This window comes from Roseateles sp. PN1, assembly GCF_038419725.1.
In the GTDB taxonomy this organism is placed as follows: Bacteria; Pseudomonadota; Gammaproteobacteria; order Burkholderiales; family Burkholderiaceae_C; genus Paucibacter_A.
This window is the reverse complement of record NZ_JBCARA010000010.1, coordinates 1-25,061: the sequence shown is the minus strand read 5'-3', so window position 1 is coordinate 25,061 and position 25,061 is coordinate 1. Positions and strand designations below refer to the sequence as shown.

General features: G+C 63.2%; 20 protein-coding genes. 10 read left to right on the top strand and 10 right to left on the bottom strand.

Annotated features, from left to right (window positions below):
- The 6 genes from AABB87_RS15670 to AABB87_RS15645 all read right to left on the bottom strand — a co-directional run bounded on the left by AABB87_RS15670 (position 1) and on the right by AABB87_RS15645 (position 6,413).
- Positions 1–924, bottom strand: a complete 924-nt coding sequence (locus tag AABB87_RS15670; RefSeq protein ID WP_341972120.1) for a dihydrodipicolinate synthase family protein — start codon at positions 922–924, stop codon at positions 1–3.
- 8 nt (positions 925–932) lie between these two features.
- Positions 933–1,793: an ABC transporter permease gene (locus tag AABB87_RS15665; RefSeq protein ID WP_341972119.1), complete on the bottom strand. Its 861-nt coding sequence runs from the start codon at positions 1,791–1,793 to the stop codon at positions 933–935.
- Between the two features lie 4 nt (positions 1,794–1,797).
- On the bottom strand, positions 1,798–2,751 hold the full coding sequence (locus AABB87_RS15660) for an ABC transporter permease (protein WP_341972118.1): 954 nt from the start codon (positions 2,749–2,751) through the stop codon (positions 1,798–1,800).
- 75 nt (positions 2,752–2,826) lie between these two features.
- Positions 2,827–4,383, bottom strand: a complete 1,557-nt coding sequence (locus tag AABB87_RS15655) for an ABC transporter substrate-binding protein (protein ID WP_341972117.1) — start codon at positions 4,381–4,383, stop codon at positions 2,827–2,829.
- 25 nt (positions 4,384–4,408) lie between these two features.
- Positions 4,409–5,194 (bottom strand): FadR/GntR family transcriptional regulator, encoded by a 786-nt coding sequence (locus AABB87_RS15650; protein WP_341972116.1) that lies wholly within the window; start codon positions 5,192–5,194, stop codon positions 4,409–4,411.
- 97 nt (positions 5,195–5,291) lie between these two features.
- Positions 5,292–6,413 carry a YjhT family mutarotase gene (locus AABB87_RS15645; RefSeq protein ID WP_341972115.1) on the bottom strand — a complete coding sequence of 374 codons (1,122 nt, stop codon included), beginning with the start codon at positions 6,411–6,413 and terminating at the stop codon, positions 5,292–5,294.
- Positions 6,414–7,091: 678 nt separating this feature from the next.
- On the opposite strand from AABB87_RS15645, the gene AABB87_RS15640 reads away from it, so the two are divergent.
- Positions 7,092–8,243, top strand: a complete 1,152-nt coding sequence (locus AABB87_RS15640; RefSeq protein ID WP_341972114.1) for an N-acetylneuraminate epimerase — start codon at positions 7,092–7,094, stop codon at positions 8,241–8,243.
- 118 nt (positions 8,244–8,361) lie between these two features.
- Here AABB87_RS15640 and AABB87_RS15635 read toward each other — a convergent pair whose 3' ends face one another.
- Complete coding sequence (locus AABB87_RS15635; RefSeq protein WP_341972113.1) at positions 8,362–9,147, bottom strand: FadR/GntR family transcriptional regulator; 786 nt, start codon at positions 9,145–9,147, stop codon at positions 8,362–8,364.
- A gap of 575 nt (positions 9,148–9,722) precedes the next feature.
- Between AABB87_RS15635 and AABB87_RS15630 the strand changes: the two genes are divergently transcribed.
- Positions 9,723–12,701 (top strand): TonB-dependent receptor domain-containing protein, encoded by a 2,979-nt coding sequence (locus tag AABB87_RS15630; RefSeq protein ID WP_341972112.1) that lies wholly within the window; start codon positions 9,723–9,725, stop codon positions 12,699–12,701.
- Positions 12,702–12,858: 157 nt separating this feature from the next.
- On the top strand, positions 12,859–13,368 hold the full coding sequence (locus tag AABB87_RS15625) for a PfkB family carbohydrate kinase (protein WP_445944878.1): 510 nt from the start codon (positions 12,859–12,861) through the stop codon (positions 13,366–13,368).
- A gap of 204 nt (positions 13,369–13,572) precedes the next feature.
- Here AABB87_RS15625 and AABB87_RS15620 read toward each other — a convergent pair whose 3' ends face one another.
- A complete protein-coding gene (locus AABB87_RS15620; RefSeq protein WP_341972111.1) occupies positions 13,573–14,565 on the bottom strand; it encodes a helix-turn-helix transcriptional regulator in 993 nt (330 codons plus the stop codon).
- A gap of 42 nt (positions 14,566–14,607) precedes the next feature.
- Between AABB87_RS15620 and AABB87_RS15615 the strand changes: the two genes are divergently transcribed.
- From AABB87_RS15615 to AABB87_RS15585, 7 genes are all read left to right on the top strand, one after another.
- Positions 14,608–16,608: a TonB-dependent receptor domain-containing protein gene (locus AABB87_RS15615; protein WP_341972110.1), complete on the top strand. Its 2,001-nt coding sequence runs from the start codon at positions 14,608–14,610 to the stop codon at positions 16,606–16,608.
- A complete protein-coding gene (fes, locus tag AABB87_RS15610) occupies positions 16,608–18,191 on the top strand; it encodes an enterochelin esterase (RefSeq protein WP_341972109.1) in 1,584 nt (527 codons plus the stop codon). Before AABB87_RS15615 ends, fes begins: the two co-directional genes overlap by 1 nt.
- Positions 18,188–19,000 (top strand): siderophore-interacting protein, encoded by an 813-nt coding sequence (locus AABB87_RS15605; RefSeq protein ID WP_341972108.1) that lies wholly within the window; start codon positions 18,188–18,190, stop codon positions 18,998–19,000. The genes fes and AABB87_RS15605 overlap by 4 nt, the downstream gene beginning before the upstream one ends.
- Positions 18,984–20,096: an ABC transporter substrate-binding protein gene (locus AABB87_RS15600; RefSeq protein WP_341972107.1), complete on the top strand. Its 1,113-nt coding sequence runs from the start codon at positions 18,984–18,986 to the stop codon at positions 20,094–20,096. The genes AABB87_RS15605 and AABB87_RS15600 overlap by 17 nt, the downstream gene beginning before the upstream one ends.
- The gene (locus AABB87_RS15595) at positions 20,093–21,115 is read left to right on the top strand and encodes a FecCD family ABC transporter permease (protein ID WP_341972106.1); all 1,023 of its coding nucleotides are present in this window, start codon (positions 20,093–20,095) and stop codon (positions 21,113–21,115) included. The genes AABB87_RS15600 and AABB87_RS15595 overlap by 4 nt, the downstream gene beginning before the upstream one ends.
- Positions 21,112–21,885 carry an ABC transporter ATP-binding protein gene (locus AABB87_RS15590; RefSeq protein WP_341972105.1) on the top strand — a complete coding sequence of 258 codons (774 nt, stop codon included), beginning with the start codon at positions 21,112–21,114 and terminating at the stop codon, positions 21,883–21,885. Before AABB87_RS15595 ends, AABB87_RS15590 begins: the two co-directional genes overlap by 4 nt.
- Positions 21,886–22,423: 538 nt before the next feature.
- Entirely contained in the window at positions 22,424–23,566 is a 1,143-nt protein-coding gene (locus AABB87_RS15585) for a GGDEF domain-containing protein (protein WP_341972104.1), read from the top strand.
- 778 nt (positions 23,567–24,344) lie between these two features.
- On the opposite strand, the gene AABB87_RS15580 is transcribed toward AABB87_RS15585, so the two are convergent.
- Both AABB87_RS15580 and AABB87_RS15575 read right to left on the bottom strand, forming a co-directional pair.
- A complete protein-coding gene (locus AABB87_RS15580) occupies positions 24,345–24,731 on the bottom strand; it encodes a hypothetical protein (protein ID WP_341972102.1) in 387 nt (128 codons plus the stop codon).
- Between the two features lie 216 nt (positions 24,732–24,947).
- Positions 24,948–25,061: agmatine deiminase family protein (locus AABB87_RS15575; protein ID WP_341972369.1), on the bottom strand; the 114-nt coding region annotated here is incomplete at its 5' end.

Genomic DNA, 25,061 nt, shown 5'->3' with positions numbered 1-25,061 from the left:
TCAGAGCAGATGGGTGCGGGCCAAGATGGCCTTGATGCGCTCGGCCTTTTCATCGGACAGCACCTTGTTGGGCCGGCTCATATGACGGTGGCTGATCAGGCCCATCAACTGCATCGCGGTCTTGAAGCCGCCAACGCCGGAGGCGTTGGGGCTGGTCTCGGGCACACCCTGGAAGACGATCTGGAAGAGCTCGATCAGGCGCTCCTGCTCCTGCCGCGCAGCCTCCCAGTCGCCGCGTCTCGCCGCGTCGTACAGGCGCACATAGCCGGCCGGGTCGACGTTGCCGAGGCCTGGCACGCAACCGTGGGCGCCGCCCAGCAGCGCGTAGTCGACGGTGGTTTCCGCACCGGTGAGTACCGAGAAGTCCGGTTGGGCAGCAAAGTCGCGCAGCACCATGCGCATATTGCCCTCGTCACCGCTGCTGTCTTTGAGCGCGCAGATCAGGCCGCGCTCATAGAGCGTACGCAACGTGGCACGCTCGAGCTTGGTGTGGACGCAGACCGGCAGGTCATAGGCCAGGATGGGCAGGTCCACGGCGTCGTGGATCATCTGGAAATGGTCGATGGTCTCGGCCTGGCTGGTGCGGGTATAGAAGGGCGCGGTCACGACCAGGCCCTGCATGCCGAAGTCGCGGGCCTGGCGCGCGTTGGTGATCACCCGGTCGGTGGTGGGGTCCATGGTGCCGGCCACCAGGGGCACGCGGCCATTGTTCTCTTCTGCCACGGTGGCCAGCACGTCGGCGCGCTGGTGGGCGTTGAGGAACACGCATTCGCTGGTCGAGCCGAGCACGAACAGGCCATGCACGCCGCCGTCCAGCAAGTGGCGCACGACCTTGCGCAGGCTCGGTTTGTCGACTTGGAAGTCGGGGGTCAGCGGCGTGATGACGGGAGGGACGATGCCATGCAGTTGGAAAGAAGTGCTCATGTGTGCTTTTAAGAGTTGGAGTCGGATTTGGGGTCGAAAGCCTGACGCAAGCCGTCGCCGATGAAGTTGGCCGCGAGGGCCGTCAGAACAATGAACAGGCCCGAGGGCAGCCATATCCACGGGTACTGTTTGATTACCGAGGCCTCGCGCGCGATGCTCAAGAGGCTGCCCCAGCTGGCCTCGGGCAACTGCACGCCTAGGCCCAGGAAGGACAGGCCGGCCTCGGCCATGATGGCGCCGACAAAGCCCAGGCTGGCGAACACGACCAGCACGTCGGTGGTGTTGGGAATGCAGTGGCGGGCGATGATGTAGAGGTCGCCCGCACCCATCACGCGCGCGGCGGCGACGAAGTCGGTTTCGCGCAGGCTCAGCACGCGCGCCCGCACCAGTCGGCAGACCAGTGGCCAGGACAGCAGGCCGATGATGAGAATGGTTTTTTCGGTGCCGGAGCCGATCACCGCGGCCAGAGTCATCAGCACGATCACGGTCGGAAACGTCATCACGATGTCCACACAGCGCATGATTACGGTGTCGATCCAGCCGCCGAAATAGCCGGCCAGTGCGCCCAGCAGGGTGCCGATGACCAACGCCAAGGCAACGCTGGCCAGGCCCACCAGCAGTGAGATCTGACCGGCCGCCAGGGTGCGCGCCAGCATGTCGCGTCCGATATGGTCGGTGCCCAGCCAATGCTGGGCCGAGGGCGGCTGGCGGACCACGGACAGGTCGATCGCGTTCGGCTCGTAGTGGCATATCTGGCGAGCGAACAAGCACAGCAGGGCGATGGCCAGGAAAAGCATGAGGCCGAACATGGCCGTGCGGTTGCTGGCAAAACGACGCAGCTTGCGCTGCAAGGGGCTTTGGGGCTTCATGAGTTCAGCGCAGCGAGATACGCGGATCGATCCAGGCGTAGATCAGATCGGTCAGCAGATTGACGAGCAGGATGGCCAGGGCCATGAACAAGGTGATGCCCATGATCAACGGGTAGTCGCGGGACTCGATCCCGTCGACGAACAAGGTGCCCATGCCGGGCCAGGAAAAAACCACCTCCAGGAAGACCGCGCCGCCGATCAGCGCGCCGAAGTTGGCGCCGATCACGGTCACGATGGGCACCAGCGCATTCGGGAAGGCATGGCTCAGCAGGGCCTGCGTGCGGCTCAAGCCCTTGGCATGCGCCGTTCGCATGAAATCCTGGTTCTGCACCTCCAGCACACTGGCGCGGGTGTAGCGCATCAAGATGGCGATGAATTGGATGGACAGCACGCCCGCCGGCAAAAACAAGTGATGCAGCACGTCCAGCCAATCGCCGCCGCCGGGAGTCGCATAGCCGCCGGTTGGGAACCAACCGAGCTGCAGCGCGAACAAGTACATCCCCAAGATGCCCAGCAGGAAGGCCGGGCTGCTCATCCCTAGATAGGCCAGCAGTGAAAGCAGCTGATCGATCCAGCCATACGGTTTGCGAGCCGCCAGCAGGCCCAGCCCCACACCCAGCGAGGCGCCCAGGCCCAGGCCGGTAGCGCTGAGCATCAGCGTCGGACCGATGCGCGAGACGATGGTGTCATAGACGGAGGCGCCGTCCTTGTAGCGATGGCCCAGCTCACCCTGTGCCAACTGCGCCAGCCACAAACCGAAGCGCACCGGCAGGGGGCGATCCAAGCCCATCTCGTGGCGTAGCTGCTCTTTCTGTTCGACGCTGAGCGACTGGTCCGGGGGGGTGAAGGCATCCACCGGGTCGCCGGGAGCGGCGTTGAGCAGCACGAACACCAGGGCCAGAATGGCCGCGAAGGTGGGGATGCTGACAAGCAGTCGTTTGATTAGAAAAGTTGGCATGAGGGATCCGGCCAGCCCGCCGGCTGGCTTGTGTTTCTCTGGGCAAAAAGGCTGCGGGTGTGACCCGCGCTCACATCAGGGCAGGGTCCAGGACTCGGCGTTGTCTTGGTAGCGGCCACCGCCCGGTGCCGGTGTCCAGACCATGTTCTGAACCTTGGTTGAGATGCCTCCGAAGCGGTTCGACACCCACAGCGGGGCCAAGGGCAGTTGGGCATTGGTGAGCTGGCAGACGTTTCTGTAGATGGCAGGGCGCTTGGCGGGGTTGACCTCTTTGCGACCCGCATCGAACAGTTGATCGAGCTCGGGGATGTTGATCCGCATGCGGTTGAGCCCTTTTGGCGGTACGAAGGCCGAGTCCATCAGCGGCGCCATGCTCTCGGGCTCTGGGCCATTCCCGGCACCGGCAAAGACCAGGGCAAACTTGCCGGCGTCAACCTGCTTGGTAAAGGTTGGTGCATCGACAAAGCGCGGCCGCAGCAGCACGCCGATCTCGGCCAGTTGGGCCTGGATGACCGCCGCCACGTCCTTGGACAGCTGATCGCCGTAATAGGTCAACAGCTCGATGGGGCTGTTCTTGTCCTGCGCCCAGCCTGCCTCGGCCAGCAGCTTGCGCGCCTTGCTCGGGTCATAGGCATAGGGGTTCAGGCTTGCCGGCAGGAACTGCTTCTGGGTGTAGATGCAGTTGCCCGCCTGCGCTTGGCCGCTGTAGAGGTTTTTGATGATGGCCTGGCGGTCGATGGCCATCAGCATGGCCCGGCGGACGCGCACATCATTGAAGCGCGGGTCCTTGTTGTTGAAGCCGAGGTAATTGAGTACCTGCGAGGCGCCCGAGACCGCTTTGAACGAGGCTGGCTGCGGGCTGCCCTTGACTTGGTCGAGGGTCAGATAGCTGAACTGAATCTCGCCAGCCTGCAGCGCGATGGCGGCGGTACCACCGTCCTTGAAATAACGGTTCACCAGTTTGTCGAGCTTCGGGCGGCCGCGATAGTAGTGTGGGTTGGCCGCCAGTTCGACGTACTGGTCGGGGACATAGCTGTGCCAGCGAAACGGTCCCGTGCCCACCGGCGCTTTTTGCCACCAGTCGCTATTACGCAGGTCCTTGGGCGACACATGGGCGAGATGATGTGCCGGCAGGATCATCAGGCTGGTCAGCGTATCCAAAATGGCCGTGTTGGCGGCGGCAAGCTCCAGCACGACGGTCTCGTCATCGGGCACGCGAACCGAGCTAATGCCATCCAGTCGTGCTGCGAAGGCGCTGCCGCTGTCTGGATGGCGGGCCAGGTCGATGGTGAATTTGACGTCTTTGGCCACCAAGGGCTTGCCGTCATGCCACTTCACGTCCTTGCGCAGCTTGAAGGTGATGGCCTTGCCGTCGGGCGAGACAAGCCAGCTTTGCGCCAGATCCCCCGAGATTTGCTGAAAGCCCGCGTCGTAGAGCGCCAGCGTGCCGAAGTATTTGTTGTACCAGGTGAAGCCGGCACTTGCCGTCAGGGGGTTGAACTTCTGAGGGTTGCCGCCTGGGCCCAGGTCGAAGGCGCCCACCAAGACCTTGTCGGCCGCCCATGCCGGCATGGCAAGGCCGAGGGCCAGCGTGAGCCAGCTCGCGGGCAGCATTGTTCTCAGAAAATTCATACCGCTTCCTGGTGGGATTCAAGAACTAGGAGGTTTTGATGCCGTCGAGACGGCCGGTGAGATCCAGTCGGCTCAGGGGCTCAATTTGCGCTTGCGCGGCGGCGGCGGCCGGTGGGTTTGCTTTGTCTTGCCCCTGTTCGAACCGGGCGAACACATCCTTGAAATGCTTCTGATGCGCGAGCACCAGGCCGGCTTTGTCGCCGCGCTCGATCATCTCGACGATGTTCAGATGGTCTTGCGCGGTGCTTTCGAGTGACCATTGCTCCGTGTCGATATGGCTGGCTTGGTTCATGCGTCGGAACACTTGCCAGAACAGATCGACCAAGCGGGATAGAAAGGCGTTGTCCAGGCAGCGGTACAGCGTCGCATGGAACTCGCCGTCCTCGCGCTCGAACGTGCGGTTCTCTCGGGCCGCCTCAAGCATGGCGTGGGCCAACTCGCGCAGCCTTTGCTTGTCCTCATGACTGATGTGGTCGACGATTTGGCTGATCACTCCGATCTCGAGTGCCGCTCTTACCTGGAGCAGGTCGCCAAGCTTCTTGTCGTCGGCCCCGATCGAATAGGGCAGGTTCTCGATGATGGAGTCGAAGGAGAAGGCGCTCACGAACACCCCTTCGCCATGGCGCGCCTCCACAATGCCCAAGGACTCCAAGGACTTCATGCCTTCGCGCAGAGAAGGGCGGCTGATGCCCAACTCCTTGGCCAGTTGAGCCTCTGGGGGCAACTGGTCACCCAGGCCGAGCTTGCGGGCCTCGATGAAGCGTTTGATCTCCATCTGCGTTTGTCGGTAGGCGGGAATACGAGTGGCCATGGCGCTTCCTTGGTTAGGCTGGAGTCGATCAAACATCAGACGGCAGAGGTCTGATTTATCGCTCGACACCAGTGTGCCCCACTCTGACTTGTTTGACTCAGCCATGGCTGACCCGGGCCTTGGCGCCATCCCACTCCAAGGCGATGCAGCTTGCCAGCGCGGTGCCACCCGTGGCCTCGCCGCCGAGCATCAACAACTGCTCGCCGTCGCCCAGGCAGAGGCCGTGGGCACGCCCCTGCGGCAGCCGGCCGGCCCATTGCCAGACGCCGTTCACACAGGCCCAGATGTCATCACGCCAGGTCTTGCACAGCCCTTCGTGGGCGTATCGATGCCCCGCCGCAAATCGCGTTTGCGCACCCGGAAAATTGCTGCCACCCGCCAGCAGCAAGACGCCATGGCTGTAGCCGGCGAAGGCACCGGCCAGGCCTTCTTGCAGCGCTTCACTCGGCCCTGGTGGCAGCTCCGGCATGGCTTGCCAAGTCAAGTCTTCATCACCGAGATGAGCCTGCCAATTGGCGCGACTGCGCAGGCCGGGCTTGAGCTCACCGCCCATCAGAGCAAGCGTGTTGCCGCAACTTGCCAGCGCAGCGCCCACGACCGGAGCACCCGGCACCCGGCCTAGCTCGCGCCAGGTGTTCTCGGTCGGGCTGAAGGCGCAAACCTCGGAACTGAATTTATAGGATGCAATGTCTGCGCCTAGATAGGCATGCGTCAGGCGCTGTCGCTGCGCCTCGTCGGCTGCGAGCGCCTGCTCAGCGAAAAAGCCATCGAACACCGCCTTGCAGATGCCGCCAACAAAGACGACCCGGTCGCCGTTCACCAGGGCTGAGGCACCCAGCAGGGCCCGAGGGCTGTCAACGGGCAATTTGGACCAGGTGTCGCCGTCAACGTCGTAGCGATAAATGTCCGTCAGTGCGCTGGTCGGGCTTCCTGCTTTCGCAATACCGGCGCCACCGAAGACATAGATGTGCGGGCCGACTGTCGCAGCGATGGCTTGCTCACGCAGTGGCCCCGGGAAATCGGCCATTCGCCTCGCGCCGTCCTGGCCCGAACCAGACTCGACTCGCCACCAGGCACGCCCTGCCGAGCCCAGGCCAAAGTACAAGCTCTCGCCGTGCAGGGCGCCCACACCATGCTTGAGAGCCTGAGGCAGGGTTTCCAGGCGAAACCCAGGCTTGGAGGCGCTTGAACCGGAAAATGAATGAGCCGAGGTCAGCATGATGGCACTGAAAGTCGTCGCTAGAGCAGTTGGGAGTATGAAGTCAGTTGTCAGACGTCTTGCGGCAAGTCTAAGGGAAGCGCAGGCGGTGTGCAAGCCGTCGATCTGGGTGTTAACCCGGGAATCTTGGGCGGGGTGCTCGGGCAGCAGCGCTTGTTTCATGGCGCCGGGCTCATTCCGCCGCTAGCCGCTGCTGCTGGTGCGGTTTGGGTCCAGGGTCAAGTTGCCAGTTCGATGAGGGACGAATAGGCACAAATGGCCCCAGGGGGCGGAGCCACTGTGTGGGATGACGCTGGCCCATAAGGAACTCACCGCGTTGATCAAGGGAGTGGCCAACAAAGCCAAGTGGCTGATCTGCTTGATGCGCTAGGATCCGGCCGGCGTCAGCGGCTCATGGCGGGGGCCCTTTCACCTGGTGTACCTGGTGCGCCTGGATCACCCGGAACGGGCAATTGCGAATCGGCCTAAGACCTGACCAAGGCATTGACGGCGTGCGCCAAGAGCTCCTTGGCCTGAGCCGCCCATCCGCCGCTGACGCCTGCTTCTGCGGCGCCCGGCTGTGGGTCACGGATCTTTGCGAACTGCCCGTGGACGCCTGACTCTGGGAACTCTTTTTTTGGCTGATGCACGGTCAGGCCGGTCGGCATCGACATTCACCGACGCACTCGCAATATCAAGATGAAAACAAGACTTGTGAAACTGGGGTTCGGGACCTTGCTCTTGGCTCTGGCATGCGCTGGGCACGCAGGGTCGCGCTGGCCAGAATTCCCCGTTGCCGCCAAGCTGACCGCCGGCGCACGCGTTGGCGATATGGTCTATGCGGGGCTTGGCACGGCGGGCAAATCATGGTTCGGACTCGATCTCACAAAGCCAGGCGCCTCGTGGCGCTCACTCGCCGATTTTCCAGATGCGCCGCGCGACAGTGCCACCGCCGTGACCGTTGGAGGGCAGATTCTCATCTTGGCTGGCCAGGGCAAGACTCATCCGCAGGACAAAGCTCTGCAGATGTTCGACACGGTCTATCGCTATGACCCTGTCAAAGACAGCTGGAGCAAGCTGCCGACCCGCATGCCGCTGGGTGGCTTGGCCAGCGCTGCGGTGAGCCTGGATGAGCAGCGCATTCTGGTTTTCGGTGGGGTCAACAAGGCAATCTTTGATGGCTACTTCCAAGACTACTTTGTGGGTGCCGGCGGGGATGCGGCTCAACAGGAGGCGGTTGCGAATGCCTACTTTGATCAAAGGCCGCAAGATTACCTGTTTACCGCACAGGTATTGAGTTATGAGCCAAGCAGCAATAAGTGGCGATTTGTCGGCATGGATCCTGCCAGGCCGACAGTCGGAGCGGGCCTTGCGGTCAAGGGCTCGCAAATCACGCTGGTCAATGGCGAAATCAAGCCGGGCCTGCGCTCACCTGACGTCAAGCAGGTCACGGTTGACGCTGCGGGCAAACTGACTTGGGAGGTCGAGAAACTGGCTGCACCCAATTCGGCAGAACCCCAGGAAGGTGTGGCAGGTGCCTTTGCTGGCTACAGCGCAAATGCGTTGCTTGTTGCGGGTGGTACCAACTTCCCTGGTGCATGGAAGCAGTTTTCTGCCGGCCAAAATTACGCCCACAAGGGTCTGAAGAAGATTTGGCGTGATGAGGTCTATGCCCGCATCGACGGCCACTGGCGTGTTGTGGGCAAGCTGCCGCAAGCACTGAGCAATGGCGCACATGTGCAGAGCAATGAGGGCTTGCTCATCATTGGGGGCGAATTGCAAGGCGGTGGCGCCAGCAAAGAAGTGATCGAACTGCGTTGGAATGGGACGGCGCTTGAAATCATCCGCTGAACGCGAGTGCCGGGGCTCGGCCATGCCGACGAGCCCGATGCCCTTGTGATCTCGCGAGCCCTTGCAGCAGATGCGCGACCCGTAACTGTCGCCGCACGTTGGTGTTTACGGCCTCGCGTCAGGCTTTTCCCAGCCCATCCAAACGTCCAGAGAGATTCATGGTCGAAATTGGCGCAATCTGCACTTGAGGCGCAGGTGACGCTGAGCCGTCGGTTCGGCCCTGGGCTTGTTTCATGCGCGTGAAGATGCCGTGAAAGTGCTTCTGATGGGCTTTGATCAAGCCGGCTTTGTCGCCGCGCTCAATCATTTCAACAATGTGCAGGTGGTCTTTGGCTGTGCTCTCGAGTGACCACTGCTCGGAGTCGAAGTCGCTCGCCTTATTCATCCGACGGAACACCTGCCAGAACAAGTCGACAAGTCGCGAGAGAAAGGCGTTATTCAGGCAGCGAAACAAGGTGGAGTGAAACTCGCCATCTTCTTGGTCGAACTGCTCGTTGCGTTGGGCCGCCTCAAGCATACGCGTGGCGATATCGCGCAAGCGCTTCTTGTCCTCTTCGCCAATTTGATCGGCAACCTGATCCAGGACGCCAATCTCTAGTGCTGCTCGTACCTGCAGCAAGTCGACGAGCTTTTTTCCGTCCGCAACGATGGAATAGGGCAGGTTCTCGATGATGGTGTCAAAAGAGAAGGCGCTCACAAACACCCCCTCACCATGGCGAGCCTCGACGATGCCTAAAGACTCAAGCGCCTTGACACCTTCGCGGAGCGAGGGGCGGCTAATTCCCAGCTTTTCAGCCAAGACGGACTCGGGCGGCAATGGGTCACCGAGACCCAGTTTTTGCGCCTCGATATAGCGTTTGATTTCCATTTGAGCTTGCCGGTAAGCCGGTATGCGGGTGGCCATCTCGAGTCCTTTGTGAGTGTGTGATTGAAGGCGAGCAAACATCAGACTGCCGAGGTCTGATATGTGCTGAACTGTATCGCCAACATTCGTGATCGAACTAGCCTGCCGTCGGTGATGCTTTGACCATCTTGCGCGGGATCAAGCTCGAGTGCGCAGCTTACTGCCGTTTCCATCGTGCTTTTGCTGCCAACTCGCCCGAGCTTGCCGATTCAATCGCAGCTCAGTCCATCTGGGCGTTCGCGATCATGGTCCGCCCGGTGTTCCGGCCCTTGCGCGATTGCTCCACCAACCGGTGGCCGCGAGCATCACATGCAGGGCGGGAAGAGCTTCTCCCGTTTTTCGGTGCCAACAAGCTGTCGCGTGACGCCAACGCCTGATATCTGCACCGGTCAGGGGCTCTTTGCTGGCGGCTGAGGCCTGGATGTGAGGTGCGGACTCTTGAAGGGCCACTGAAATTTGCGGCCCGGGCAAGCCAATGAGTTGTAAGGGAACGCTCGAACTCGCACTTCCCCTATTGACCATCCAACTGATTTGTTATCAGATTAGAGCTCCGACATCTGACATCTGGAGAATCTATGAGGCGCATCTCGAACTGGGAACAGTTTCAATTGAATCGACTGGCGAGTGCGGTCGCCACCCTCGTGCTGCTGGGCGGAACTCCGTCAGCGATGGCGCAGCAGGCGGTGCCGGACGGCGCAGCGAAGACCGATAGCGAGCGGAGTTTAGCGATGGGCGAGGCGGCCCCCGCCAAGCCGGCCGATGCACTGGCGCTCGACAAGGTGGTCATCACTGGCTCGCACATCCGCAACGCCAATGTCCACTCTTCAGCTCCGATCACCCAGGTGGGACGAGAGAGCCTTGAGGGGATCGGTTCAATTTCGGTCGGGGACGCCCTGAGCCGGATACCGTCTATTTCTGCGGGTTTGTCAGCGTCAAGCAACAACACCTCGGTCGGTGGCGATGCAGCCAACGTGGGTGTGTCATCAATTTCCCTGCGCAATCTGGGCACGGCACGCACGCTTGTGCTGGTCAACGGCCGCCGCTGGGTATCCGGCGTTTCGGCCAACACCGGCTACGGTGTCGATTTGAACAGCATCCCCGCCGCCATGATTGCGCGGGTCGACGTTCTTACCGGCGGGCAGTCGGCGATTTATGGCTCGGACGCGATCGCTGGCGTGATCAACATCATTACCAAGACCAACTTCAACGGTCTTGAGTTGAATGCGCTGGCCTCTGACTCGGCCAACGGCGGTGCCGGCAAAAAGAGCTTCGATCTCACCTATGGCCGCAATTTTGATGCCGGGAATGCCTGGGTTTCGGTCGGTCATTCTAAGCAGGAGGCCTTGCGCTCGCCCGATCGGCCATTCTCGGCCAACGAATTGAACTTCATCGATACCAATAAGGACGGCATCCGCGAGTCCATCGCGGTGCGCAATGGCCCGGCGCATATTCCGGGCGGCGCGCTTTTCTTCGACAAACTCGCCCTGCACGGCTCTGGGAAGCCCTTCAATACCAATCAGCCGCTGCTTGATTCGGGCTTCAATCGGCAGGGGACGACCGATTACGACAACCAATTTGCCCGTCGCTATCTCGTCGCACCTTACTCGCCCACCTACATTGCCTCGGGCTTGAATGTCGATCTCAACGATAAGTCGAAGCTCGAGTTCGAGTTGAACTACACCCGAACCACTTCTTCCGTGGCGCTTGAACCTGCGCCAGTCTCTGCCGTAGCCGATGTGTTCCGCGTGGCCCAAGGCGGAAGTACCGGAATCGACGTTGCTACGAGTCCGTACTTTGTCGGCAGCAGCGCTGGGGCCCAGTTGGTGGCCGCGATGGGCGCCAACACCTCGCTTGACCGCGTGCAAACCTTCCGACGCGTGGCGGAACTGGGCGACCGGACTGTTTCGAACCGCAGAGAAACGCTGCGGACTGCCGTCAGCCTTTCCCACGACTTCAGCGACACCTTGTCCTTGAAGTCCAGTGCGGTTTATGGCGCGACGACGGCACTCCAGACCAATACCGGCGACTTCAGCATCCCCAATTTCCGCAATGCCTTGACGATCGAGGCCGATGGGAAAGGTGGGTATCGCTGCGCCAACGCGCAAGCCCGCATTGAAGGTTGCGTTCCAGTCAACCCGTTTGGCACGACCGACAGCCTTGCAGGCAAGGCAGGGATCACCGGCATTTCACCGGAAGCGGCCAAATATCTGGGGATTTCCACCGGGCAATCAGGTGAAATCAAGCAGCTCGTCGTCAACTCCGTGCTCTCCGGTCAATTGCCTTTCTCGATTGCTAGCAACGCCCCAGCTAGCTTTGCGGCAGGTCTAGAGTTCCGGCGTGAAGAGGCCGAAGAAATTCCCGATGCTTACCGCCAGAAAGGCCTGTCGCGGGATCTTCAGGTATCCGCGATTTCCGGCTCCTTCGATGTCAAAGAGGCATTTGGTGAAATCGAAGTCCCCATCTCGAAGCGCTTGGTCCTGAGTGCTGCGGGACGGTTCAGCGACTACTCCAGCGTTGGTAAAAACTTTACCCACCGCTACGGCTTCAATGCGCCGGTTCTGGACATCTTGCGCCTGCGCGGCAGCTTCTCACCGCGCTCGGTTCGTGCCCCCAATATCAATGATCTGTACTCCAACGGGGTCACCAATGTGGCGCCGACGAATACCGATGTTTGCAACGGGGTGACCGCCGCAAGTACCGGAAACATCGCCGTCAACTGCCGTTCGATCCCGGCCATCGCCAACCGCATTGCGAACAAGGGCTCGTTCACCTTGGTTTCTTCCGAAGCCAACAATACCCGCTTGTTGCTCGCCGGCTCGCCGACCCTCTCTGAGGAAACTGCAAGAACGGTCACTCTGGGTGGCGTTTTGACTCCTTTGCCGGGCCTTTCGCTGTCGGCGGACTTCTACGATATCGACATCAAGAACGGCATTACGCGCATGACGCCAGATGCGTTGACGAAGAATTGCTATTCGTCTGCGTCGACGTCCTTTGACCCGACTTGCGGTGGAATTCTGGTTCGTGACGTGAACGATGGTCCGGTGCTGAGTCTGCGCTCCCCGCTCGTCAACGCGGCGAGCATCAAGACTCGAGGTATCGACCTTGAAGTCGGCTATGTTGGCCGCGGGTTCAATATTGGCGTGTATGCCAATTACCTGAATCATTACGACGTTGTGGATGCGACCGGTACGAGCACGCCGTTCGCGGAGCGTCCTCTGTACCCGAAATGGCGAATCACGACCAATGCAAGCTACAACGTTACGGATCGCCTCAATCTCTTCGGTCAGGCACGTTTCCGCAGCGCAACCAAAAATTTCCTGACGAAAAACGACTTCTCGGACGACCTCAACCAAATGAAGTCGGTCACTTACGTCGATTTGCGCTTGAACTACAAGGCGACTGAATCCATGAGCTTCTATGTTGGCTCAAACAATGTGTTCAACGTCCAGCCTGATATCAACGTGCGTGATGCGGCGGTCGGAACGAATACTGAGCCCGGCGCCTACGATGTGATCGGTCGCCAGTATTTCCTCGGGATGAAGGTGAAGTTCTAATCTTCTGACTGGGCCACCCCGCGCTCGCGGGGTGGCATTAGGTTGGTTTTTTGACATCAGTCCGTCTTGTCTGCCTGAGGGTAGGTGGCTAGACCCGTGAGACTCTTCACCCAGTTCAGTGCCTGTTTTGAAATCCTGGCGACCCTCAAGGGCAAATATGCCCGAACGCATTCCTCCATTCCTCGCCGTCGGGGAGGCGCTGACCGATTTGATTCGGGTCGAGGGCGAGCATTGGCTGAGCAAGACCGACGGCTCCACCTGGAATGTAGCCCGGGCTGCCGCCGCGCTAGGCCTGCCCAGCGCATTTGCCGGCGCCATCAGCCAATGTCATTTTGGCGATGCCTTGTGGCAGGCCAGCCAGGCGGCCGGCCTGGATCTGCGCTTTTTGCAGCGGCTCGATCGCTCACCCCTGCTGGCCGTGGTGCCGAAAAGTGCGCCGCCCAGCTACTTCTTCATCGGTGAGAACAGCGCCGACTTGCACTTCGACCCGCAGGCCTTGCCCACGGGCTGGCAGGCCGGCTGCCAATGGGCGCACTTCGGCGGCATCAGCCTGGCACGTGAACCGCTGGCGCATCGCTTGATCGCTTTGGCCGAGCAATTGCATGCGGCCAAGATTCCCCTCAGCTATGACCCCAACTTTCGCAATCGGATGGGGCCGGCCCTCTGACGCGCCGCCCAACCATCTGGCCTACGCCGTGGCGGCCGGCACAGCCGCTTGCATCCAAGCGGGCGCCACCCCGCCCCGGCCCGATGCCGTGCGGCGCCTCCAGGCGCAGATTGTCGTAGCAGAGCGCCTTTAGAACTTATCCGTGAATAGCTGGGCCTGGCGTGCGGACGCTTTGAACGGGCATGTTCTTAGACGCCAGCAATTTCAGCCGCGAGCTCTGAGGGCGCTGGGGCTGCAGCCGAAGCGGCGCTTGAAGGCGGTGGCGAAATTGGCCGCATTGCCGTAGCCAGCCAACGCCGCCGCCTGGCCCACGCTCAGGCCCTCGCGCGCCAGGGCCTCGCGGGCTGCATCCAACTTGCGGCCACGCAGATATTCGAACAGACCTTCACCGGCAAATGCCTTGAAAGACCGCTGCAAGCTGCTAACGCTCATGCCTACGCTGTTGGCGATTTCGGCCAGGCCGCCTTGCTCGAACTCACCCGCATCCAGCCGACCCTGTAGTTCGCGCAAGCGCCGGTGCTCGCGCAGGCTCAAGGCTGCCTGCGGCGGCGCTTCGCCCGCCACGACGGCCAGCCCTTCGGCCACGATTTCCATCACCCGCGCCTCCTGATACAGCTGTTCGATAAGGCCGGGCCGCTCCGGCCCATGCACGATTTGATGCGCCAGCGCGATGGCGCGTGCCGAGGGCCGCCAGTCCAGCCGCGCCAGATGGCGGGCGCCGAAGGCCTGAATGCGAGCCCGCGCACGCGCATCCTCGCCGCCAAGCTGTTCCAGCCAATCGGGTAGCAAGGTCAGCACCAGCTTGTGCTCCGCCTGCCCCCGGTGAGCTTGGCGGCGGTAGGCGTCGGGTTCGGCCACCGCCACCAGCATGGCACCGGCTTGCGCGCCGGCCTGCGGGCCCAGGCGGAAGGAATGCGGCCCGAGCCAGAAGTCCGAACGCCCCCCGACGACCAGGCCGATCTTCACGCCCGGCAAGACCGTGCCCTGAGTTTCCTTGTCCGCCAGATCCTGCACCCGCATGCGCTGCAGAACCAGGCCGGGCTTGATCTCCCGCATCTCCACCAAACCGGCAATATGGTGCTGCCCGCCGCCGGTGCGCGCCTGCAATTGCGGCTTGGCCGGCGGCTTTGACGCGACCGCAAAGGTTTCCGACCGGGGCGCAAAGGACTGGGGCATGGGCTCTGGTGATAATTGCATTTGAGAATCATTATCATTCACTCGTCCACCATGCCCGCCAAAATGCCCCTCATTTCTCCATTCCGCCTGAGCCCCGTGGCCGCGTTGGTCTTGTCCGGCCTGGCCGGCGCGCAAACGGCGCCCAACAAGCTGCCCGATGTGGTCGTCACCGGCGCCGCGATCGAAAAGCGCCTAGAAGATGCACCCGCCAGCGTTTCCGTCGTCACCCGCGCCGACTTGGAGCGCCGCCCGGTGCAGGAGTTGGCCGAGGTACTGGGGACAGTGCCCGGCGTTACGCTGACCCGCAATGGCAACGGTGTGCCGGGCGTTCAGATTCGCGGCCTGGGCAGCGCTTACACCCTGGTGCTCGTGGATGGTCGGCGTGTCAACTCCGGCTCGGCCGTGTTCCGGGGCAATGACTACGACTTGGGCTGGGTGCCTGCCGAGGAGGTGGAACGCATTGAAGTGGTGCGCGGGCCGATGTCCTCGCTCTATGGTTCCGATGCCATTGGCGGCGTTGTCAACATCATCACGCGCAAGGTCGGCACGCGCTGGCGCGGCAGCGCGCGGCTGGATGCCGTGCACCAGGAGAACCGGCTGGCCGGCGACAGCCAGATTGCCAGCTTCTCGGTCTCCGGCCCCTTGATCGCCGACCAACTGGGCGTGAAGCTCTATGGCGGCGCCGACAAGCGCGAGGCCGACGACCCGGCCCTCAACCCCGCCGCCGCCAACGGAACCCGCCAGGCTGCCTTGCCTGGCTTGAAGAACCGCTACCTAAGCGGCCAACTGGCCTGGACGCCCAACGAGCAGCATGCCCTCACGCTCGACCTGGACAGCAGCCACCGCGACCACGGCGGCTTTGAGCTAGAACGCGAGGCCCTGTCGCTGCGCCACCAAGGGCGCTTCGACTTTGGCCGCAGTGAGCTGCGCTTTTACCGCGACAACACTCGCAATCTGACCGGCACTGTCACCGGCCAGGTCAATCCGAACAAGTCCACGGTGCAGGTGCTGGACGGCAAGCTCAGCCTGCCGCTTGATCTGCTGGATCAACACCTGACCCTGGGCGGCGAGCTGCGCCACGAAGAGCTCTGGGACCCCGCAAACCTGGCCGGTGCCCCCGGCAGCGCGGTGCGCGCCAATCCCAACACCAAGGTGAACCAGAAGGCGGTCTTCATCGAGGACGAGCTCAAACTGCTGCCCGGCTTCACGCTGACGGTGGGCGATCGCTACGACCGACACGAGAACTTCGGCGGCCACCACAGCCCACGCGCCTACGGTGTTTGGCACCCGGCCAAGGCGTGGACGCTGCGGGCCGGCTGGGCGCGCGCCTTCCGCGCGCCTACGCTGCTGATCAACAGCCCCGACTGGGGTTCACCTTCCTGCGGCAGCGCCACCGTGGGCTGCTACATCATCGGCAACCGAGATCTCAAGCCCGAGACCAGCACCAGCAAGGAGCTCGGCGCGGCCTTCGACGGCGGCAGCTGGCAGCTGGGACTGACCATCTTCGACACCGAGCTGAAAAACATGCTGGACATCAGCAATCGCACGGCCAACAAAAAGCTGGCGCCGAGCTATGACAATTTTGTCGGCTTCCTGGCCGACGGCCGGCCCATGTTCCGCTACCAGAACATTGCCAGCGTCAAGAGCCGCGGGGCCGAGCTGAGCAGCCGCTTCACCCTCAGCCCGACGCTGAATCTGCGCGCCAACTACAGCTACACCGACGCCCGCAACAGCAGCGGCGCCATCGAGCTGCCGCTGACCTACCGCTCCAAACATGTGGCCAATCTGCGCGCCGATTGGCAGGCTTTGCCGGCCTTGGGTCTGAGTCTCTCCGGGCGCTACAACGGCGCGCAATACATCAGCGTGCCCGCGAATGGCCAGAATACGTTGCAGGCGCCGGCCTACGCGGTCTTCGATGCCAGTGCCGCCTGGACCGTGAGCCCCATGCTCACCGTTCGCATGGGCCTGGCCAACCTGGCCGACAAGACGCTGGACCGCGAGACCAGCAATGAGTTCAATGAGGACGGGCGCCGCATCTATGTGTCGGCCACCGCACGCTTCTGATGCGGACGTTCTTCTGCACGCTCTTGCTCGCCCTTGCGCTGCCGGCTGCGGCGACCCAGCCTTTGCTAATAAGTGCAGCAGCGGGTGATTACGTCGTCGCCAGCCTCAGGCTGGCCGAGGCCGGCGTGCTGGAGTTGCGCGGCCCCGGCCAGCAGTTGCTGCGCCGCCAGGCAGCGCCAGCCGGCGAGTCGGACTTCCGCTTCGTTGCCGGCGAGGCAGGTAGCTATCTCGCCAGCCTCGCCGGCCCGCAGGCGCAGGCCAGCTTTGCCCTGATCGAGCAGCGCCCGCTGGCCGGGCAAGTGCCCGAAGCCGCGCCGCCCGAGGCGCCGTTGGACAGCCCCAAGCTGCAGGCCTTGGCCAGCGAGCTGGGCGCTGGAACACCGGCCTTCTGGGCAGCGGTCGAGGCGCTGGGCATGCCCCTGATCGAGCCGCTGTCGGACAATCCGCAGGGTTGGCGGGTGAGCTTTCTATGGCGAGGCCATGCCACCACGCGCAGCGTGCGCTTGTTTTGGCCGGTGCGCCAAGGCGACCAAGAGCGCTTTGCGCGCGTGGCCGGCACCGACGTCTGGCACTACAGCCTGCGCCTGCCCTCGGGCACGCGCCTGGCCTACCAGCTGGCGCCCGATGTGCCGCAGCTGAAGGGGGGCAGTCGGCAGGCCCAGCGGCGTGCCATCCTGGCGCGCGTGCAAGCTGACCCGCTCAATCCGAGGCGCTGGACGGCCGGCACGCCGGCGCTGCCCGGCTTTGACAATCGCTTGGCCGAACATTCCCTGCTGGAATTACCCGGTGCGCCGGCGGAGCCCTGGCTGGCGCCGCGCGCCGAGGTGGCACGCGGCAGCCTGGAGCATTTTCCCTTCAAGAGCCAGCAACTCGGCAACGAGCGCCGCCTGACGGTCTACCGGCCGGCTCAGGCACCGGCCGGGCCGCTGCCGCTGCTGCTCTTGTTCGACGAAGACGCCTACCTGAGCCGGGTGCCGACGCCCACCATTCTGGACAATCTGATCGCAGCAGGGCGCATCCCTCCGCTGCTGGCGGTGCTGGTGGGCAACCCGACGCGCGACTCACGCTCTGACGAGCTGCCCTGTAACCCGCGCTTCGCCGACATGCTGGCCGGCGAGTTGCTGCCTTGGCTGGCGGCGCGCTACCCCATCACCGCCGACCCAGCGCGGACAGTGGTGGCCGGCTCCAGCTACGGCGGCCTGGCCTCGGCCTGGCTGGGGCTGCGCCATCCGCAGCGCTTCGGCCGGGTGCTGAGCTTGTCGGGCTCTTTTTGGTGGGCGCCGGCGCGGCCACCGGGCTTTGTCAGCGGCGGCCTGGATGATGTGGCCGAGGGCGAATGGTTGACGCGGCAGTTCGTGGCCGCGCCGCGCAGCGAGGTGCAGTTCTATCTGGCTCCCGGCCTGCTGGAGCGCAGCGCGCCGGCGGATGGCCCCGGCATCTTGGAGACCAACCGCCATCTGCGTGATGTCTTGCAGGCGCGCGGCCAGCACGTCATTTACCGTGAGTTCGGTGGCGGCCATGACTATGTGAACTGGCGCAGCGAACTAGCCGAAGGCTTGATTGCGCTGCTGGGCCAACCATGAACGGGCTGATCTACCACCCGTTGCGGGCGCGCCTGCTGCGGGTAGTGAGCGTGCAGGCGCTGTCGCCGCGGCTCCGTCGCATCACCCTGGGCGGGCCCGACCTGGCGGGCTTTGTCAGCCCGATGCCTGACGACCATGTGAAGCTGCTCTTCCCCCACCCGGGCGAGCGCCTGCCGGTCTTGCCGAGCTTTGGCGCACATGGCCTTCGCCTACCCGAAGGCGCGGCGAGGCCGGTGGCGCGCGACTACACGCCGCTGGCCTTCGACCTGGAGCGTCAAACGCTGACGCTGGATTTTTTGCTGCACGGCGACGGCCCTGCGGCCCGCTGGGCGGCGGCGGCCAAGCCCGGGGATGCGCTCGGTGTGGCGGGCCCGCGCGCCTCGCGCCAGGTCGACCGCCACGCCCACTCAGACTGGCTGCTGCTGGGCGATGAAACGGCTCTGCCCGCCATCGCACGCTGGCTGGCCTGGATACCGCCACATGCTGGCGTGCGCGTGCAGGTGCGTGTGGAAGTGGCCAGCCCGGCCGACCGCATGACCTTGCCTGCGCATGCGGGCCTGGACCTGGCCTGGGTGCAGCGCGCGGCTGCTGGCGAGCCCTGTGCGCTGCTGGCCGCCTTACGCGGCCTGGCCCTGCCGGCGCCCGTTGCCAGGCCCGATGCCAAGCCTTATGCCTGGCTCGCTTGTGAATCCGCCCAGATGCGAGGCCTGCGCCAGCATCTGCTGAACGAACGCGGCTGGCCGCGCGAACAGCTCTACGCCGCCGGCTACTGGAAGCGCGGCACCTCGGACCATGATGATGAACATTGAACTCTCGCGCCGCCAGTTGTTGCTGGCCACACTGATGGCGCCCACCCTGGCCCGTGCCCAGACCGTGACCGACCTGGCCGGCCGCCGCGTCGACCTGCCCCGCAAGGTCGAGCGCATCGTGCTGGGCGAGGGCCGCCAACTCTATACCCTAGCGCTGCTGGAAGACCCGCCGCTGGCCCGGGTGGTCGGCTGGCAAGGCGATATGGCGGCCTTCGATCCGCAGACCTACCAGCAATACCGGGCCCGCTTTGCGCAAATCGACGCCATCGCCAAGATCGGCAGCACCAGCGAGGCCAGCGTCAGCCCGGAAAAAGTCTTGTCGCTGCGACCTGACCTGGCCATCTTCAGCCTCAGCGGTCATGGGCCCGGCCGGCGCCATCCGCTGGTCGAACAATTGCAAAAGAGCGGCGTACCGGTGCTCTTTATCGACTTCCGCGAACACCCACTGGCAAACACCATTCCCAGCCTGCGCCTGCTGGGCCAGGCGCTAGGGCGCGAGGCGCGGGCCGAGAAGTTCATCGCCTTCTACGAGGCCCAGACGCGCCGCGTCACTGAGCTCACCCAGGGCGTCCCCATCAACCAGCTGCCACGGGTGCTGCTGGATGCACGAGCCGGCGATGTGGCCGGTGTGCTGACGGCCGGCCGTGGCAGCCTCGGCGAGTTGATCGAGATGGCGGGCGGCATCAATGCTGGCGCGGACCTCATTGCCTCGCCGCTGGGCGAAGTCAGTCTTGAGGCCGTTATAGCCGCCCGGCCAGAGGTCTATATCGCCACCGGCTACCAGCATCCCGGCGCCAGCGCTGCAGGCCTGCGCATGGGCGCCCAGGTGAGCGAATCGATGGCCCGCGAGAGCTTGCTGCAAGTGGCACGCCGCCGCCCCGAGATCGCCACCCTGCCGGCCGTGCGCGCCGGCCGCATCCACGGCGTCTGGCACCATTTCTACAACACGCCCTACCACGTCGTCATGCTGCAAGCCATGGCCCGCTGGCTGCACCCGCAGCGCCTGGCCGGCGTCGATCCGCAAGCGACCTGGCAACTCATGCACCGCGAGTTCTTGGGCATGGCGCCAAGCGGGCAATACTGGATTTCCGCATGAAGGCTCACTACGCCAGCCTGTTGCGGCGCCGCTTGGGATTGCTGCTGCTTCTGAGCTTGGCCATTGTCGCCAGCTTTGTGTGGGACTTCACGACCGGGCCCGCCGGTCTCAGCCCAGCGCGCCTACTTGACCTGCTGCTGGCGCCGCTGGACGGCACCGCCGGCATGGACGGCGACAGCGTCATCGTCTGGGACATACGCCTGCCGCAGGCGCTCATGGCGGTGCTTGTCGGGGCCGCGCTAGGCCTGGCCGGCGCCGAGATGCAAACCGTCCTGGACAACCCCTTGGCAAGCCCCTTCACCTTGGGTTTGTCGGAGGCAGCCGCCTTCGGCGCGGCGCTTGCCCTGGTGCTGGGGGCCGCCAGCGCGTGGGTGGTGGCGGCAGCGGCATTTGCCTTCGCCCTGCTGGCCTCGCTGCTGCTAGACCAAGTGGCCAGCCGACTGGCGATGAGTGCCGGCGGTGTCGTCCTGTTCGGCATCGCCTTGGTGTTCAGCTTCAATGCGTTGTTATGGCTGCTGCAATACATGGCCTCGCCCGAGACCCTGCAGGCCATCGTGTTCTGGATCATGGGCAGTTTGGTGCGCGCCAACTGGCCCATGCTGGGCGGCTTGGCGGCGGTGCTGCTGATCTGCCTGCCCTTGGCGCTGCGCGACGCTTGGAAGCTGACTGCCTTGCGCCTGGGCGAGGAGCGCGCAGCCAGTCTGGGTATAGCCGTGCTGCGGCTGCGCCGCTGGAGCTTGTTGCGCGTGGCCTTGTTGGCCGGTACGGCGGTGTCCTGCGTCGGTACCATCGGCTTCATCGGCCTGGTGGCGCCGCATATCGCGCGCCGCCTGTGCGGGGAGGACCACCGTTTCTACCTGCCTGCCAGTGCCCTTGTCGGCGCGCTGGTGCTGTCAGCCGCGGCTATTGCAGCCAAGCAAATCCTGCCCGGTGCCGCCCTGCCAGTTGGCGTGGTCACTGCACTGGTGGGCGTCCCCTTCTTTCTGGGCATCGTGCTGCGCCGCGGAGGGCTGACATGAGCCTTGAAATTACCAAGCTCGCTGCTGGCTACCCCGGCCGCCGCGTTCTGCAAGGCGTCAGCCTGCCCGAATTGAATGGCGGCAGCCTGACGGCCTTGCTCGGTCCCAATGGCAGCGGTAAATCAACCTTGCTCAAGGCCCTGGCGGGCCTGCTGCCCCATCAAGGCAGGATCAAGCTCGATGGCCAAGACCTGCACGGCCTGCCACCCGCGCAACGCCTGGCACGCCTGGCCTATTTGCCGCAGTCACTGCCACGCGGCGTGCATCTGCGCGTCGTGGAGGCCGTGCTGGCCGCCTTGCGAGCCGGTGGCCACAGTCGGGCCGATGACCTGAGCCGAGTCGAGGCCGTGTTGCAGCGGCTTGGCTGCGAGGCGCTGGCCCTGCAACATCTGGATGTGCTGTCCGGCGGGCAACGCCAACTGGTCGGCTTGGCCCAAGCGCTGGTGCGCCAGCCGCGCGTGCTGCTGCTGGACGAACCACTCTCCGCCCTGGACCTGCGCCACCAACTGCGCACCATGGCTTTGTTGAGCGCATTGGCCGCTGAGAGAGAAATGCTTGTGCTCATCGTGCTGCACGACCTCAATGTGGCACTGCGCCATGGCAGCCAGGCTGTGCTGCTACAAGCCGGCCGCGTCGCCGCCGCCGGCACCCCGGCCGAGGCCATTACCCCGGCCACCTTGGCTCAGGTCTACGGTGTGCAAGCGCGGGTGGAGGCCTGCTCGCAAGGGCATCTTCAAGTGCTGGTGGACCACGAGTTGACTGGGATGTAGCTCTAAGCCCTCATGCAGGGTCGCTGATCAGGCGTGCGGGCGGGGCAGAAGAGGCCGAAAGGACCACCTGGGCCTCAACCAGCCGAACCTGGAAACTCGCCCCTCCCCGCCTACGCGCCGCGAGCCAGACATGTCGTTGAACGGCCGGCGGCTCAAATCCATCGGTCTTGCTGGCTAGGCGCAGGACCATTCATAAAGCTCCCGAACCCTCAACGTGATTGACGAAGCAAACCGAGAGGCGCTGTCCATCGAGGTCGGCATCTCGATCTTGTCAGCTCGGTTGATGCCAGCCTTGGATCGCATGAGCGATTGGTTTGGCGGACCCGACAGCGTCCGCATGGACGACGGCCTGGAGATGACAAGCTATGTCTTCGTCCACTGGGTGGCGGCCAGTGCATCAAGCTCAATCACATTGAACCGGCCGAACCCAACCAAATCGCCTACATCGAAGGATTTAGCCGGGTCTACCGGCACGAAGTCTTGGACGCCTTGCTGCGGATGACTTAGAGTGTTCGCGACAGCGTCAGGAATCTACTCAATGGGAGCAGTGGTGGTGAGGTGGGGGGCAACGATCCGGGATCAACTGGTCGATCCGCATGACACCGGCCCGGATGCAACCATCGAAGGCATCCGACGCTTGCGACTCTTCCTGCCGCTCGTCATGGCGATCAACTTGGGCTATGCCCTGTACTTCTGGTTGCTCATTCCGCCAGCCACTAACGCCATCACCCTGCGCTACAACAACCTGATCGGCTTGATCCACGTCTGCAGCGGCTTGATGCTGTTAGTGGCCTATCCTTTCACGCAGTATTTCCATCAGCGACCTTGGCGCTTGCCCAGGTTCCAAAAGCTGTTGCAGGTTCTGCTCTGCGTTTGGGCACTGGCCTTTGGGATAAGTCTTGCCTTGACCGATCAACTGGTGGGCAGTAACACCACGAACTACGTGTTAGCTGCGGTGGTCGTCGGGATGATGGGCCTGCTGAGCCCTCTCATGGCCCTGGCGATGTTCGGAGTTAGCTATCTGGCGATGTTCCTGTTACTGCCCTTGGCACAAACCGATGCTGAAATGCTCGACATGGCGCGCAGCCACAGTTTCAGTGCCGTGCTGATCAGTTTTGCGGCGTCCCTCATGCTGTGGCGTCAACACGTTTCCGCGACCCTGCTTCGGCGCCAACTGACTGAACTGGCACAGCGAGACCCCCTAACAAGCCTGCTCAATCGTGGCGCCTTCATGCAAAGAGCGGCCTATGAACTCGTGCGTGCACGACGCTATGCCAATCCCACGGGCTTGCTGCTCCTGGACCTTGATCACTTCAAGAAGGTGAACGACCAGTACGGGCATCCGGCAGGCGATGCGGTGCTATGCGGCTTTGCCGCGCTGCTCAGGGAGCGGCTGCGTGAGGCGGATATCGTGGGCCGGTTGGGCGGCGAGGAGTACATCGTCATGCTTCCGAGCACTGATGTGGCGGGGGCAGCGAGAGTCGCCGAGAAGATTCTGCTGGGCGCGCGGCGATTGCGAATCGTGCATGACGGCGTTGTCATCTCTGTGACGACGAGCGTGGGCTTCACCGTCAGTTTGCCGACCGACGAGGTGGCCACGCTGGAAGAGCTATATCTGCGCGCGGACCAAGCTTTGTATGCCGCCAAAACTGCCGGGCGCAATTGCGCCGAACGTGGCTGATGGCTGAACGTCGGCCCTCAGGAGGAGGCGAGAAGCGCTTTACTGCACGTCTGCAACCACCTCGCGCAGGAGCCAGCAGGCGGCCGTTTGAGCGCCCCTCTGCCACAGGGGTGTTTCTCCCATTTGTTTATTCATGACCACTTCAACTGCCGCAATCTTCAAAGGCAAGTCACGCCGCAGGCAACTGACCCGCAACTGACGCCCGCATGACAGGCTCTCAGCCGTAGCTAAGTTTGGTGAACTGAAGGGTCAAATTGGGGGCCGGCGGAAGGCGGCTCCAGGCACCTTGCTTGCCGGCCTCCACTGTAGGGATCGTGCCGATGCCTTTGATCCGACCGCTACTGCCAACAAGTCCAGTAGGCTAGCCGTTATGAGCTACGGCCGTTCAGAACGTTCATTTGGTCAAGGTCTTGGGCGCCACTCATTCGCACACTGCCTTGCTCTTGGCTAGCCGACGAGCCAATCGCATGAAAGTGCTGGTGCAGGATCGCATCGGCATCTGCTTGGCCTAGCTGTTCGATTCCGTTGTCCAATCCGTTTCAGATCTGCATCGATCATTAAGGGAGTTCGCACTTGTCCAGAAGCGCAGCAAGGTCACATTAGATCGTCCTTCAGGCGGCTTTTTTACGTTAGCTCGCTTGATGGTGTCGACGCGCTGGCTCGACTGATACGAGCCGGCGCGCAACAACTGGTCGGTCCAGCCTGTGCATTAGCCCCGAGCGGCTCCGTGTCGGCGCACTAGCCAGCCAAGTGCCAGCAGACCTGCGGCCATCAAGGCTTAGCTTTGTGGCTTTGGTAAGGCGGTGATGTTCTCAAAGCTGATGCGATAAACCTCACTGTCAAATCCTAGCGGGCTGTTGAAGACGTAGTCGGCACCGGTAGCCAAACCGTTGAACCAGGCTAGCTCGGCAAAGTTGAAATTGACCACACCACCCTGGTCGGTGAGCAGGGCGTTATTGCCGACGAAGGCGGCTGCGGCGGGGTCGAAAACCTCAGAGCCGCCGTCCCAAATTTCGCGCGCCTTGATCGTGATGTCGCCCAGTTGCAGCCCGCCTTGCGCGTTGAACAAGCGGTATTCCGTGGGCGAATCATTGCCAATGATGAAGTCGTTGCTCCGCACCACCATGGCGCCGAAACTGAAGAAGGGGTTCAGCGCCGTATCCACACTGAAGCTCAGGCTGCGGGTTTAGCCGGGCTGCAACAGGCCGCTCACGGTGCGGCGCGTGGCGGTAGGGTCAGCCGCCGCGAAAGCCGCTTGCCAAGCGGTGGCACTGCAGCCTTCGGCGATGGATTGAATCGCTGCGGTCGACTCGTGACCGAGATTGAATACATCGAAACTGACGCTTTTGGTGGGGGCTAGCAGATCGAGGGCAGGTCGGCGTCAAGAAGTTCGGCAGCAGCCCACTTGCTGCTGAGTTGTGCAATGAATTCCTCCGCCTCCAGCGGCAATGGCGTCGATGTTGAGTTGAACCACTTCGCGACCGTGGAAGTGCTC

Coding starts and splice junctions, on each gene's coding strand:
- AABB87_RS15670 (WP_341972120.1), bottom strand. CDS start 924: ATGAGCACTTCTTTCCAACTGCATGGCATCGTCCCTCCCGTCATCACG.
- AABB87_RS15665 (WP_341972119.1), bottom strand. CDS start 1,793: ATGAAGCCCCAAAGCCCCTTGCAGCGCAAGCTGCGTCGTTTTGCCAGC.
- AABB87_RS15660 (WP_341972118.1), bottom strand. CDS start 2,751: ATGCCAACTTTTCTAATCAAACGACTGCTTGTCAGCATCCCCACCTTC.
- AABB87_RS15655 (WP_341972117.1), bottom strand. CDS start 4,383: ATGAATTTTCTGAGAACAATGCTGCCCGCGAGCTGGCTCACGCTGGCC.
- AABB87_RS15650 (WP_341972116.1), bottom strand. CDS start 5,194: ATGGCCACTCGTATTCCCGCCTACCGACAAACGCAGATGGAGATCAAA.
- AABB87_RS15645 (WP_341972115.1), bottom strand. CDS start 6,413: ATGCTGACCTCGGCTCATTCATTTTCCGGTTCAAGCGCCTCCAAGCCT.
- AABB87_RS15640 (WP_341972114.1), top strand. CDS start 7,092: ATGAAAACAAGACTTGTGAAACTGGGGTTCGGGACCTTGCTCTTGGCT.
- AABB87_RS15635 (WP_341972113.1), bottom strand. CDS start 9,147: ATGGCCACCCGCATACCGGCTTACCGGCAAGCTCAAATGGAAATCAAA.
- AABB87_RS15630 (WP_341972112.1), top strand. CDS start 9,723: ATGAGGCGCATCTCGAACTGGGAACAGTTTCAATTGAATCGACTGGCG.
- AABB87_RS15625 (WP_445944878.1), top strand. CDS start 12,859: ATGCCCGAACGCATTCCTCCATTCCTCGCCGTCGGGGAGGCGCTGACC.
- AABB87_RS15620 (WP_341972111.1), bottom strand. CDS start 14,565: ATGCAATTATCACCAGAGCCCATGCCCCAGTCCTTTGCGCCCCGGTCG.
- AABB87_RS15615 (WP_341972110.1), top strand. CDS start 14,608: ATGCCCCTCATTTCTCCATTCCGCCTGAGCCCCGTGGCCGCGTTGGTC.
- fes (WP_341972109.1), top strand. CDS start 16,608: ATGCGGACGTTCTTCTGCACGCTCTTGCTCGCCCTTGCGCTGCCGGCT.
- AABB87_RS15605 (WP_341972108.1), top strand. CDS start 18,188: ATGAACGGGCTGATCTACCACCCGTTGCGGGCGCGCCTGCTGCGGGTA.
- AABB87_RS15600 (WP_341972107.1), top strand. CDS start 18,984: ATGATGATGAACATTGAACTCTCGCGCCGCCAGTTGTTGCTGGCCACA.
- AABB87_RS15595 (WP_341972106.1), top strand. CDS start 20,093: ATGAAGGCTCACTACGCCAGCCTGTTGCGGCGCCGCTTGGGATTGCTG.
- AABB87_RS15590 (WP_341972105.1), top strand. CDS start 21,112: ATGAGCCTTGAAATTACCAAGCTCGCTGCTGGCTACCCCGGCCGCCGC.
- AABB87_RS15585 (WP_341972104.1), top strand. CDS start 22,424: ATGGGAGCAGTGGTGGTGAGGTGGGGGGCAACGATCCGGGATCAACTG.